This is a genomic window from Paenibacillus sanfengchensis (genome assembly GCF_036864765.1).
GTDB lineage: Bacteria > Bacillota > Bacilli > Paenibacillales > Paenibacillaceae > Fontibacillus > Fontibacillus sanfengchensis.
Genome location: NZ_JBAGJC010000002.1, coordinates 61,967 through 75,553 on the forward strand (window position 1 = coordinate 61,967; position 13,587 = coordinate 75,553).

The 13,587-nt window shown below is 56.3% G+C and carries 10 protein-coding genes; all 10 read right to left on the minus strand.

Features of this window, described 5'->3' with window-relative positions:
• Window positions 1-80: 80 nt before the first annotated feature.
• Complete coding sequence (locus tag V4U84_RS03755; RefSeq protein ID WP_334072123.1) at window positions 81-773, minus strand: hypothetical protein; 693 nt, start codon at window positions 771-773, stop codon at window positions 81-83.
• Window positions 774-804: 31 nt separating this feature from the next.
• On the minus strand, window positions 805-1,515 hold the full coding sequence (locus V4U84_RS03760; RefSeq protein ID WP_334072124.1) for a bactofilin family protein: 711 nt from the start codon (window positions 1,513-1,515) through the stop codon (window positions 805-807).
• Window positions 1,512-2,156 (minus strand): YhbD family protein, encoded by a 645-nt coding sequence (locus tag V4U84_RS03765; protein ID WP_334072125.1) that lies wholly within the window; start codon window positions 2,154-2,156, stop codon window positions 1,512-1,514. The genes V4U84_RS03760 and V4U84_RS03765 overlap by 4 nt, the downstream gene beginning before the upstream one ends.
• 1,090 nt (window positions 2,157-3,246) lie before the next feature.
• Window positions 3,247-5,247 carry a methyl-accepting chemotaxis protein gene (locus tag V4U84_RS03770; protein ID WP_334076788.1) on the minus strand — a complete coding sequence of 667 codons (2,001 nt, stop codon included), beginning with the start codon at window positions 5,245-5,247 and terminating at the stop codon, window positions 3,247-3,249.
• 297 nt (window positions 5,248-5,544) lie between these two features.
• Window positions 5,545-6,960: an argininosuccinate lyase gene (gene argH / locus V4U84_RS03775; protein WP_334072127.1), complete on the minus strand. Its 1,416-nt coding sequence runs from the start codon at window positions 6,958-6,960 to the stop codon at window positions 5,545-5,547.
• Between the two features lie 406 nt (window positions 6,961-7,366).
• Window positions 7,367-8,602 (minus strand): argininosuccinate synthase, encoded by a 1,236-nt coding sequence (locus V4U84_RS03780; RefSeq protein ID WP_213507776.1) that lies wholly within the window; start codon window positions 8,600-8,602, stop codon window positions 7,367-7,369.
• A gap of 17 nt (window positions 8,603-8,619) precedes the next feature.
• A complete protein-coding gene (gene argF, locus V4U84_RS03785; RefSeq protein ID WP_334072128.1) occupies window positions 8,620-9,573 on the minus strand; it encodes an ornithine carbamoyltransferase in 954 nt (317 codons plus the stop codon).
• Entirely contained in the window at window positions 9,570-10,772 is a 1,203-nt protein-coding gene (locus tag V4U84_RS03790; RefSeq protein ID WP_334072129.1) for an aspartate aminotransferase family protein, read from the minus strand. Before V4U84_RS03790 ends, argF begins: the two co-directional genes overlap by 4 nt.
• A gap of 39 nt (window positions 10,773-10,811) precedes the next feature.
• Window positions 10,812-11,585 carry an acetylglutamate kinase gene (gene argB, locus V4U84_RS03795; protein ID WP_334072719.1) on the minus strand — a complete coding sequence of 258 codons (774 nt, stop codon included), beginning with the start codon at window positions 11,583-11,585 and terminating at the stop codon, window positions 10,812-10,814.
• Window positions 11,586-12,334: 749 nt separating this feature from the next.
• Entirely contained in the window at window positions 12,335-13,570 is a 1,236-nt protein-coding gene (argJ, locus tag V4U84_RS03800) for a bifunctional glutamate N-acetyltransferase/amino-acid acetyltransferase ArgJ (RefSeq protein WP_334072130.1), read from the minus strand.
• Between the last annotated feature and the right edge of the window lie 17 nt (window positions 13,571-13,587).

Here is a 13,587-nt window from a genome sequence, read left to right on the forward strand (position 1 = left end):
GGGTATCACAAAAAAACGCCGCTATTCTCACGTCTCTCCGAAAAAGACGAGGGGATTCCGGCGTTTTTTCTCCAATACCTCTATTTTTCGCTGTGCCGCACACTACGCGCCACTTCAGAACACGAATCCTGATGAAATCCGGTGCGGTATTCCACAAGTTCAATCCGGCAGTTCGGACCGATCGTCACCTGTTCGCCGCGGACCGCTTTGGCCACCGTATTTTCCAAATAAACGATATCCCCTTCAATGACGTTAGCCGCAAGCTCCGGAGCGTCCCTGAGAGGCAGCCAGGGCACCCATTTATGCGAGGCATGCAGCTTGATCTCCACGCGGGTTCCGACGATCTCGCCAACTGTACTTCTGCCCAGCAAACGGATATTTACATGCTCGGCATTCAGCATACCCTCGCTTTGGAGCGACCCTTTCAAATGAAATTGTCCCCCCTGGATTCCGGCCTTTACCGCGCATCCCCCAAAAATATGGATCTCTTCTCCGGTGAGTGCACCCTTTACCTCCATGTCCCCGGTAAGCCTGATGCGGGCCGCCTCCAACGAGCCTTTTACCCCCAGATTCCCCGTCGTCTTCAGTTCTCCGCCGCGCAAGCTTCCGTCCACATTGGCATTCCCGATACATTTGAAAGAACGGAAATCGACACCCCCGCCAATCTCCACGTCTCCGGTAATGCTTACGTTCCGGTATACGCCTCCGCTCGCCGTATTGTTGCCGACCAGCTTCATGTCCGCCTGTTGCGGTTCACGGGTGGATTCATGCATCTTCCCCAACCTCCTTTGATAAAAAAAACGTTTATAGTTGCACCGCTCTTCCTACCGCCGCCTTGGGATCCGCCTCAAATACGTGCCTGTACTCGACAACGCCGATTTCGCACCCCGGGCCGATCCGCACTCGGCTGCCCCGTACCACATCCGCCGTGGTATCCTCAAGCACGATATCGTCGCCCTCGATCACATCCGCCCTCAGGCGGGCGCCCAGGGAAGACGAAAACAGCGCGAGCAGTTTCCGGGACCCTTTCTTGGCCTCTACCCGGATCCGTTCCCCTCCAATCTCCCGGGCCTGGCAAACTCCCGCCATCTTGATCTCCAGCGTTCCCGCGTTCAGCATGCCACCGACCTGGATGCCGCCGTACACCTGCACGGTTTCAAATTCCACATTCCCGACCGCTTTCAAGCCGCCATCGATCTCGAGAATTTCACCGACAGCGCCGCCTCCGATCCGCAGCATCCCGTTGATATCCATCCGCTCTGAGCGAACGTCCCCGCCAACCTTGAGCGTGCCGTCCACCCGCAAACGTCCGCCTTCGACCGTACCGCCGACCGAGCTGCTGCCGTTAACGCGGATGTCGCCGCCTTGAATCGATTGCTTCGCCTTCAACGTACCGTTCACCGTCAAGGAATCGCAAACCGTATCCCCGTTTAGAGTCCCGATCCCGTCGATGCTGATCTTTCCGTAGGTTCCTCCAACGGCCTGCCCCAGGCCATTGATTTTCAAGTCGCTCACGCGCCTTCACTCCCGCCCATTCTTAATTTCAATTCTTCGGTGCAAGCCGGCATGGACAACCTTGCTACCGTTTTAACCTCACTGTCGAAATAAACCTCTCCGTCGCCCGGCACCAGCATAAAAGCCGCCACTCCCATCTTCCGGGTTAGCCTGATTCCGCATTCCCTGCCGGTTTTTCCGGGAAAATACGCCTCCAGCGTCCGGATCAGGATCCGCCCCTCATCCAAAGAAATGTCCCCGCTGCGCAGCAGCTTGTCGAGCACATAAATCTTTAATATTATTTCAAAGCCGAGAATAGGCTGTTGTACCGACTCCACAGTTTCCAAATACAGGTTCAAAGAAACCGACGACACAATGTTTCGTTCCAATATTTCCCCAACACTCAGGCTGATTTCTCCCGGGCTGGGGGAAAATACATCCGCCAACGCATCGAGCGACAGGTCGTCCTTCATGTTCAATATCCGGTCAATGCGCCGCATTATTTTCTCCCGGGGAAAAAAGGTCTCCTGGCCCGTGAAGGAAGATTTGCGGATGAACCAATGTTCCGGGATCAGGTTTTTCCGCTTCCAACGGTACAGCTGGCCATAAGAGATTCCTGTGACATCAAGCAATTCCTTCTTTGAGATCAATTCCTCCGTCATCACCAGACTCCTTTCTTGCTTTTTAATGTAACATAACATTGTTACGTTGTAAACGAGCGGTTCTCACTGCCGCTAAATTCACTAGCCGCCCGTCGTAAATAGCGGCCTCTCTCTTAGGGCACTATTGCGGTCCAATTCGACTGCGGCGGAATTACCGCGATCAAAAAGGGGCTTATTTTACGGTTACGAGCCCCAAAATAAGGACCTAAAAATCCGCTATATAGTTTGAACTAATGATTTGCATACTAGTCCCCGTCAGACAACCTTGATAACATAGAATTCCTGCATATGTGTATGTTTTTTTTCTGTTTGGAATAAAAATTTCAGGATTCCTGCAATTCTGCAGGAATTTTACACGAAATAGGCCCGTTTCTCTAAAACCGCTAGAAATACCTGCAGATTTGCATATTTCGGAGTTAGAGTTGGAGTTGGTAGTGCGCTAGGCACCTTGATAGCCGTGGGCTTAATGCGGATTTGGATATCTGTGGGCTTGAGACTGCGTACTTTTCGAGTATCTCACTAACTCCAAATTATAGTTGAAGCAGCGGATTCTCATTTTCTCCTAACGCGATGTCTGATGGAGCACTAGACAACGTTGTAATGGGTTCTTTTCCCACTCTTCACCTGCAACTCATTGAATTAAAGGGAATTCTTCCCGTTAATATAGCACGTATGCGGCTGCAGAGGCGAATTAGCTGGAAAACCTCCCGCTATTTCGCCTGAAATTGTCTATATCGGCAATAGGGCCGCTAAATAGATGGAGTTTTTCCAGCTAAATCAGATCGAAGAGCCAAGAGCGGTACTTTAACGGGAGATTTTCCCGTTAATGATGTGGACTCTGACGCTGGGGCTTTATATCTATAATTGTGGATGTCGGCAACGTAACTCCGAAACCAGTTCATACGAATTCGACAAAATAGCGCCGCATAAGACCCTTATTCACCTGACTGGCTTCAAAGGGAGGGCTGGCCTCCGGCTCATACGAGAAAACGGGAGTTTTTCCCGTAAATTAATTTTCCAGTCAAAAAAAGCGTGCCCCGGGCCCCAAGCTGAGTTGGGACCCCGATAGCACGCTTTTCCCTGAAAACGTCTATTCCAATTTAAAATGATCGATTTGGGCATGCATGTCCGCCGCCATCCGGGCCAAGCCGTCCGACGCGGAGGAGATTTCCTCCATCGAAGCCAACTGCTCCTGTGTGGCCGCGGTTACGCTCTGGAACGATTCCAGACTTCTCGAGGAGGTATCGGCCATTTGGGTCACCGATGCGGCAATTTCGTCGGCGCTGGCCGACATTTGCTCCGTAATGGCCGAGACCTCATGAATCTGTTCGGCGATTTGCTTCGTCGAAGCCTCGATTTGCTGGAACGCGGTTCGCGCCGCCTCCGTGACGGAAATGCCTCGTTCAACGCTCTCGTTGACCTCGCGGTTCATCACCTCGTAGGCTTTGGCCGTCAATTCGGTCATCTGCCCGATGCTGTCCTGAATCCGTTCGGCCGTCCCCCGGGACTGCTCCGCCAGCTTGCGCACTTCGCCCGCCACGACCGCAAAGCCTCTGCCATCCTCGCCCGCCCGAGCCGCTTCAATCGCCGCATTCAGGGCCAGCAGGTTCGTCTGGTTGGCGATCTCGGAGATGGCGCTGCTCATGCCGGCCACTTGAGCGCTCAGCTCATTCATCTGATGCATCAAGCCCGCCGACACCCGCGTGGAACGCCGGATTTCCTCCATTTGCTCGCTTACATGACTAACCTTCTCGCTGCCGAACCTCACGTCCTCCTCCGTATGGCGCGAGGATTCCACGATGTTGCCCGATGCTTCCGCGATTTTGCGGATGCCCAGCGACATCTCCTCCATCGTCTTCGCGCTTTCCAAGGACATCGCGGCCTGTCTCTCCGCATCCTCTGATGTCTCCTGCACCAGGTTCACCACATGCTCGACCGCCTTGGAGTTCTGCTCCGTTCCGGCCGTCAGCTCCTCACTGGAAGCGGCAACCTGGCTGGACAGCTCCGAAATGCCGAGCACCATGGAGCGGATCGAGCTGACCATCTCATTGTAATTGCCCGCCAGTTGCCCGATCTCGTCGCGGCGTTTGGTGATCACCTGCTCGTTCAGATAGCCTTCGCCCACCCGCTTTGCGGAAAGATTCAGCGCTTCGATCGGACGGGTGATGCTGCGGATGACGAAGAACAAGATCACGCCGGCCACCAGCAGGGACACGGCCAATACGACCAGCGAAGTCCAGAAAATCGGCATCGACGCTTCGGTAAACTCATTGGTCTCCAGCAGCCCGACGATTTTGAAGCGGGTCAGCTCGTTCGTCGTATAGTAGCTGCTTTGCGGTTCTCCGGTCAACGGGCTGGTATAATGGAGAAAACCCGATTGGCCGGCCAGAATTTTGGCCACCTGGTCCCCGGTGGCAGGCTCCCCGCTTTTTGCGGTCGGATCGGCCACGATTTTGCCCGTTGCGTCCATGATGTAGATGTAACCTTTACTGCCTAACCGCAAGCTGGCCACTTTTTTGTTCAGCTCCGCCATGTTCAAGGAGACCGTGATCGCCCCTTGTCCATCCGGCAAAGCCCGGCTGATATACAAATTGTAGTTGCCGGTCGTCGCAGACGTGAACGGATCGAGAATCAGCGTCTCATTCGGCGCGGCGAGCGCCTTCTTGAACCAGTCCCGCTTTCGCGGATCGTAATCCTCCTGCCCCGGATCCGGAGCTTTCATCCAGGCTCCGCTCTGCGTGCCTACAGTCATCAGCTCAAGCTCGGGATGCTTCTCCATAAAAAGCTCGATGTGCTTGCGCAGCTCCGGGGATTTATCTTCAATCCCCTGCGAGGTTAGCTCCATAACGAGCTGCTCGACGTTTCTGACCTCAGCTTCCACGATTTGGCCTAGCAAGTCGTTGACCAACTTGACGTTCGATTCGGTGCTTTGATCCATCTTGGCGCGCAGCTGTCCGCTGGCACTGTTCAAGCTGGAATAGGCGATCACCAGATTCGGGATGATCAATGTTACCGCAAACAGCAGAAGCATCCGGTTGCGCAGCGTACGAATTTCCAGCAGAGTTCTCATACGCTTAAATAGCGTCTTCATACTTTTTTCCCTCTCTCTCAGTAAGTCTCTACTTTGTATGTACTTCAGATAAATATAAGGCCGGTAAAGCGGCAATGATTCTTGTAAAATATCCCAGGTGCTACCGCGGTGGTGGCCTCAGCTGGCCCACCTTATAATTACAGTGAGCTATATAACATTATTTCGACAAAAATTGACTATCTTTTTATATATTTTTGAAAATAAAAGTGAAAATTTTATTTCATTTTCATCGCAAAACTAAAAGCAGCCTCCGTCAGCAGCAATGCTGCAGACGAAGGCTGTTCCCCGCCCGATGGATTATTTGCTTTTTTCCATATAGGTCCGAACCCATTCGCCCGTTTCCGCCAGCTTCGTTTCGGCCCGGGCAATCGCCGCCGCCACCTGATCCGAGGCGGTTCCGCCGTATACATTCCGCGCGTTGACGACCGCTTCGGGCTGAAGCACCCCATAAATCGTTTCGTCGAACAGGGGCGAAAACTGTTTGAACTCCTCCAGCGTCAGATCCAGCAAAAACTTCCCGTTCTGAATGCAGTACAGCACCGTTTTGCCGATGACCTCATGCGCCTGCCGGAACGGCAGCCCTTTGCCCGCCAGGAAATCGGCGATATCCGTCGCATTGGAGAAATCCTTGTTCACCGCTTCGCGCATCCGCTCCCCGTTCACCTTCATGGTTGCGATCATCGGGGCGAACAGCTGCAGCGCTCCCTGCAAGGTAGCCACCGTGTCGAACATGCCTTCCTTGTCCTCTTGCATATCTTTGTTATAGGCAAGCGGCAGCGACTTTAACACGGTGAGCAGGCCCATCAGGTTACCGTAGACCCGGCCCGTTTTGCCGCGCACGAGTTCAGGCACGTCCGGGTTCTTCTTCTGCGGCATAATGGAACTGCCCGTACAGAAGGCATCATCGAGTTCGATAAACCGGAATTCGGTACTGCTCCACAGAACCAGCTCCTCGCTAAGCCGCGACAGGTGCATCATCAAGATGGAGGCGTCGGCCAAAAATTCGAGGATAAAGTCCCGGTCGCTGACCGCGTCCAAACTGTTCTCGTAGACCGCGCCAAAATTCAGCTGTTCGGCCACGAAATGACGGTCGATCGGAAACGTCGTGCCCGCCAGTGCCCCGGCGCCCAGAGGCAGCACGTTAATGCGCTTGTAGCTGTCCTGCAAACGCTCGATATCCCGCTGGAACATGGAGACGTAAGCCATCAAATGATGGGCGAACAAGATCGGCTGCGCTCGCTGCAGGTGGGTATACCCAGGAACGATCGTGGTCTGGTTCGCCTTGGCCTGTCCGATCAACGCCTCCTGGAGATCATGGAGCAGTCCCGCAAATTCGACGACCCGTTTGCGCAAGTAAAGGTGCATATCCGTCGCCACCTGGTCGTTGCGGCTGCGTCCGGTATGCAGCTTGCCTCCGACCGAGCCGACTTCGTCGATCAGCTGCTTCTCGATATTCATGTGAATGTCCTCGTCCGAAACGGTGTACTCCAACTCGCCCCGACGGATTTTGTTCAGGACGGCATGGAGGCCGTCCTTGATTTTGTCCACGTCGTCCGCCGGCAGGATGCCGCATTTGCCCAGCATCGTCACATGCGCCAGACTTCCCTGTACGTCCTCCTCCGCCAGCGCCTTGTCAAATCCGATCGAAGCGGTGTACTCTTCCACCAGACGGTTCGTTTGCTTCGTAAAACGTCCACCCCACAGCTTGCTCACCTGATTCACTCCTTAGTTCTATACGCTCTGAAATCAATCTGTTTATCGCCATTGTTAAACGCCCCGTATAGGTTGAACTTATTGAATTGCACATCAGGCAGCGGTCCGAAGGTTCTTTTCACACTCTTGCCTACAGCTAATTCGGTTGTTCAAAATTAACGTGAATTCTTCCCGTTAATTTGGTGCCTATGCGGCTGCAGTGGCAAATTAGCCGGAAAACCTCCCGCTAATTCACTTGAAATTGCGTATATCGATAGTCGGGCCGCGAAATAGATGGAGCTTTTCCAGCTAAATCCGATCCAAGCGCCAGGAGCGGTACATTAACGGGAGGTTTTCCCGTTAGTGCTTAAACTCCGACGGCGGTGCTTTATATCTAAAATTGTGTATAGTAAACGTTGTGAAAAATCTATTGCTTGTTCTGCTCGACACCCGATCCCACTTTTAAACGCAGCGCGTTCAACCGGATAAACCCGGTCGCGTCGCCCTGATCGTAAGCTTGGGTCGGATCGGCTTCCATCGTCGCGATGTCCGGATTATACAAGCTTACCGGACTTTTTACGCCGGCCGCAATAATATTGCCCTTGTACAGCTTGACGCGAACGGTGCCCGTCACGTTCTTCTGGCTCTCGGTAACCAGGGCCTGCAGGGCAAGCCGTTCCGGGGCGAACCAGAACCCGTTGTATACGAGCGTGCTGTAACGGGTAATTAAACTGTCGCGCAGGTTCATGACCTCGCGGTCCATCGTCAGCGACTCCATTTTGCGGTGGGCCGTGAACAAAATCGTGCCGCCCGGTGTCTCGTATACGCCCCGGCTCTTCATGCCGACAAAGCGGTTCTCCACCATATCAACGCGCCCGATCCCATGCTTGCCGCCCAGTTCGTTCAGCTTCTCCATGACGCGGAGCGGATCCAGCCGCTCGCCGTTCAGCGCGACGCAGTTGCCCTGCTCGAATTCCAGCTCCAGGTATTCCGGCTGGTCCGGCGCATCCTCCGGGGAGGCGCTCAGCAGGAACATCTCCTTGTTCTCCGGCGCCGACGGGTCAAACCAAGGATCCTCCAACACGCCGCTCTCGTAACTGATATGCAGCAGGTTGCGGTCCATCGAGTACGGCTTGGCGGCCGAGGCGGTCACCGGAATGCCGTTCGCTTCGGCGTAGGCGATCATTTCCGCGCGGCCCGGGAACCGGTCGCGGAACTCGCTGAGCCGCCAAGGGGCGATCACGGCGATTTCCGGCGCCAGCGCCGCCGCCGCGAGCTCGAAGCGCACCTGGTCGTTGCCCTTGCCCGTAGCGCCGTGAGCAATCGCCGTCGCGCCTTCGGCCCGCGCGATCTCCACCATGCGCTTCGCGATCAGCGGACGGGCGATGCTCGTACCGAGCAGATACTGCCCCTCGTAGAGCGCTCCAGCCTGGAACATCGGATAAATGAAGTCCTTGGCGAATTCTTCGCGAAGGTCATCGATGTATACTTTGGAAGCTCCGGTGGCCAGCGCCTTTTCCTCCAACCCGTCCAGTTCTTCCTTCTGTCCGATATCCGCCGTAAAGGCGATGATTTCCGCGTCGTAAGTCTCTTTTAACCATTTCAAAATCACCGACGTATCCAGGCCGCCCGAATACGCCAATACGATTTTTTCCTTTGCCATGATCGTAAATCCTCCTTTTATCCCATCAAAGCCGCCATCAGCGCTTTTTGCGCATGCAGCCGGTTTTCCGCCTGGTCAAAAATAATCGAATGCCCGCCGTCGATGACGCCCTCGCTGACTTCCTCGCCGCGATGCGCCGGCAGGCAGTGCATAAACAAATAATCCGGCTTGGCGTACCCGGCAAGTTTCTCGTCCACCTGGTAAGCAGCGAATGCCGCCTCGCGGGCCTTCTGCTCTTCCTCAAACCCCATGCTGGCCCAGACGTCGGTGTAAATCACATCGGCATCCTTCACCGCTTCCCGGGGATCGCGCAGCACCTCGATGACCGCTCCCGTCGCTTGGGCAATTTCCCGCGCGGCCGCCACAACTTGCTCATCCGGCTCATACCCTTCCGGACTCGCCACCGATACGTGCACGCCGAGCTTGGCTCCACCGATCATGAGCGAGTTCGCCATATTATTGCCGTCGCCGATATAGGCCAGCTTGAGCCCTTTCAGCACGCCTTTATGTTCATAGATCGTTTGGTAGTCCGCCAGCACCTGGCACGGATGAGCCAGATCGCTGAGTCCGTTAATCACGGGAACCGTGGAGTACCGCGCCAAATCCACCACTTTATCATGGCCGAAGGTGCGGATCATAATCCCGTCCAGGTAGCGGGACATGACGCCCGCCGTATCTGCGATCGTCTCACCGCGGCCCAACTGGATATCATTTTTGCTCAAAAAGAGCGCATGGCCGCCGAGCTGGTACATCCCCACTTCAAAAGACACGCGAGTACGGGTCGACGATTTTTCAAAAATCAGCCCGATCGTTTTCCCCTTCAGCGACTGATAAGCCTCACCGCGCTTCTGCTTGGCTTTGATTTCGATCGCCAGCTCGATCAAGTATTGAATCTCCTCGGTGGAGTAGTCATCCAGCTCCAGAAAATCGCGTCCGGTAAGATTGAATTTTTTCTGTTCCGTCAGGCTCATAATTTCATTTCCTCCTTTACGGCATCCTTGGCGGCATGGTCGGCGATCAAATCGGTCAGTGTCCCCACCGCCTGGTCGATTTCCTCCCGCGACACGAGCAAATTTGGCAGCAGCCGGATGACGTTCGGCCCGGCGGTCACGAACAGCAGCTTGTTTTGCTGGCCCGCGATCACGATCTCTCCGACCGGACCGGCACACTCGATGCCGATGATCAAGCCAAGGCCGCGAATGTCTTTCACGAACGGCTGATCCGCCAAGGCCCCGCGCAGCTGTTCCATCAAATAGGCGCTCGCCTCCGCCGCCCGTTCCGGCACGCGCTCTTCGCGCATCGTCTCGATCGTGGCGATCACCGCCGCCGCCGAAACCGGGTTGCCGCCGAAGGTCGAGGCATGCGTTCCCGGCGTGAACGCTTCGCGCAGGTAGTCCTTCGCCAGCATCGCGCCGGCCGGAAGTCCGCTGGCAATCCCCTTGGCCGTGGTGAAAATATCCGGCTCCACGCCGTACTGCTGATGCGCGAACCAGGTTCCGGTCCGGCCCATGCCGGTCTGCACCTCGTCGAGGATCAGCAGCAGCCCTTCCCGTTTGCAGAGCGCCGCAAGCCCCTGAACAAACTCGCGCTCCACCGGGTACACGCCGCCCTCGGCCTGCACCAGTTCCAGCATGACGGCCGCCGTCTTCGGCCCGATCGCCGCCCGGAGCGCGTCCAGGTCATGCAGGGGCACCGTTTTGAAACCTTCCGGCAGCGGAAGGAACCCGTCCTTCACTTTCTGCTGGCCGGTGGCGGTCAGCGTGGCCAGGGTCCGGCCGTGGAAGGACTGCTCGAACGTAATGATTTCATAGCGGTCCGCACCCTTCACCTTCTGATGGTAGCGGCGGGCCAGCTTGATGGCCGCTTCGTTCGCTTCCGCCCCGCTGTTGCAGAAAAAGACCGCATCCGCGCAGCTGACTTCCGTAAGCAACCGCGCCGCTTTTTCCTGCTGGGGAATCTGAAACAGGTTTGAAATATGCCACAGCTCGTCGAGCTGGGCTTTGACCTTCTCTTTGACTTTCTCCGGAGCGTGCCCCAGATTAGTGACGGCCAGGCCGCTCATGAAGTCCAGATACCGGTTGCCCTGATCGTCCCAGACCCAGCTTCCGTGCCCTTTGACCAGATTCAGCGGATAGCGGGCATAGGTCGTAAACAATGCGCTTTGCGTCATTTCTCCATCTCCTTCTCCTTGGCATACGTTCCAAGATGCTTACTGCATACGCACGATTTTCGTACCGATCGCCTCTCCGGCCAGCACCTTGCCCAGCACGCCGGGCACACTGCCGTCGACGATAACGACTTCGTTCACTTTACCGCTGATGCAGGCAACGGCCGCCCGGACCTTCGGAATCATGCCGCCGTAAATTTCACCGGTATGAATCATGTCCTCGATCTGCTGGACGGTCACCGTCGGGAGCACTCTTTTTTCCCCGTTCACCGTCTTCAAAATGCCCGGCACATCGGTCACCACGATCATCCGCTGCACACCGAGCACCGAAGCGACAGCCCCGGCCGCCGTATCGGCGTTGATGTTGTAGCGCTGTCCGCCGCCATCCATGCCCACCGGAGCAATGACCGGAATAAAGCCGAGCTCCGCCACACCTTCAATCAGCTCGGCATTGACGCCGGTAACCTCGCCGACAAGTCCGACTTCCGCGGCGTTCACGACCGGCTTCGCCTGAATCAGGCCGCCGTCCACACCGGACAAGCCGACCGCTTTTCCGCCCGCTTGCCCGATCCGGCGAACGATCTTTTTGTTGATGCTGCCCGCAAGCACCATCTCCACCACGTCGAGCACCTCTTCGGAGGTATAGCGGAGCCCGTTCACAAAACGCGACTCAATCCCCAGTTTGCCCAAATTCTCGGAGATCGCCGGCCCGCCGCCATGGACGATTACGGGTTGAATCCCGTCCTCCTGAAGTCCGGCCAAGTCCTCGTAGAACGAATCCGGCAGTTCCTCCAGCGTGCTGCCCCCGCATTTCATGACAAATGTCCGTTTAACCGCGATCCCCGGCGCTCCGGCGGACAATTGACCGCCTTCCAGTACGATTCTCACTCCCGTTCTCCCCCTCTCAAGGTTCACAATATCATTTTTAGCAAAATACACCCTTTATCGGACTGTACGCGACCGCAGCTGCAGCTTTCGCGCACCGAATCACTTATTCACAATAGAATTCCTGCATATCTGCTGTTTTTCCCGAGCAGTACAGTAATTTACAAGATTGCTGCAATTCTACAGGAATTTTCTGAAAAAATAGCTTTTATCAAAAAGGCGCTTAATTCCTGCAGATTTGCATCTTTTCCTGCATGTAACGCTTCCTAATGGGACTCTAGATAGGTTGAACTAGAATCTGCATATTAGACATGCGTGTAAAGGATTCTTTTCTTAATTCTTTGGTTTGAATTAAAGGGAATTCTTCCCGTTAATTTGGTGCCTATGCGGTTGCAGAGGCGATTTAGCTGGAAAACCTCCCGCTAATTCGCCTGAAATTGTGTATATCGGCAATTAGGCCGCGAAATAGATGGAGCTTTTCCAGCTAAATCCGATCCAAGGGTCATGAGCGATATATTAACGGGAGGTTTTCCCGTTAGTGTGTAGACTCCGACGGTGGCGCTTTATATCTACAATCGTGGATGTTAGCATCGTATCTCCGAAACCATTTCACATCCTCGCCTATCGCCAATTCTTTAGTTCAACCTATATAGATTGAATATTTCATTCATCTCCGCCGCCTATGTCCGATAAGCCGCATTGATTCTCACATAGTCATAAGTCAAATCGCAGCCCCAGGCCGTCGCGCGGCCGCTGCCCCCGTGCAGGTCGACGTGAATCGCAACCGTATCGCCCTGGAGATAGGCCAGTGTCTCATCCTCGTCAAAAGGAATCGGGCGCGAGCCGGCCAAAACGACGATGTCGCCCAGCCGGATATCGACGGTATCCGGATTCACCGGCTCCCCGGCGCGGCCGACCGCCGCGATGATGCGGCCCCAGTTGGCGTCGGCCCCGAAAACGGCCGACTTCACCAGGCTGGAGCCGACGATCGTCTTGGCGATGACGCGCGCGGAAGCATCGGTGACGGCGCCTTCCACCGTCACTTCAACCAGGCGCGTGGCGCCTTCGCCGTCGCGGGCGATCGCCTGTGCCAGCGTCTGGCACACATGGCGAAACCCGGCCGCGAAGGCCTCCCAGTCGGGATGGCCCGGCGCCAGCTCCCGGTTGCCCGCCAGCCCGCTGGCCATGGCGACCAACATGTCGTTCGTGCTCGTATCCCCGTCGACCGTGATCATGTTGAACGTCACGTCGGTGGTGGTGCCGAGCAGGCTTTGCAGCGCCTGCGGCTCGACGGCGGCATCGGTCGTCACGAAGGCGAGCATCGTCGCCATGTTCGGATGGATCATGCCCGAGCCCTTGGCCGCCCCGGCGATCCGCACCTCGCGGCCGTCCACCGCCAGGCTCACGCACACCTCCTTCTTCACGAGGTCGGTGGTAAGAATCGCCTGGCAGAACTGCTCGGCGCCGTCGCCGCCGCCGGACAGCACGCCCGGCAAGCCGGCGATGCCGCCTTCGACGCGGTCCATCGGCAGCAGTTCGCCGATGACGCCCGTGGAGGCGACGGCGACTTCGTGCTCGGCGAGCCCGAAGGCCGCGGCCGCCGCGGCGCGCATGGCGTAGGCATCGGCCTCGCCCTGCTGCCCGGTGCAGGCGTTGGCGTTGCCGCTGTTGACGACGACGGCTTTCAGCCGCCGCCCGCCGGACGCGAGACTCTCTCGCGTCACTTTCAACGGGGCGGCCTGGAACACGTTCGTCGTATAGACGGCCGCCGCCACCGCGGGCACCTCGCACACGATCGCGCCGAGATCGTTGCGCGTCGTTTTCTTCAGGCCGCAATGCAGGCCGCCGGCCCGAAATCCCTTCGGCGAGGTAATGGAACCCTCCGGCGCCACGCTAAACAAACTAACTACTCCCATGACGTTCTCCTTTCGAT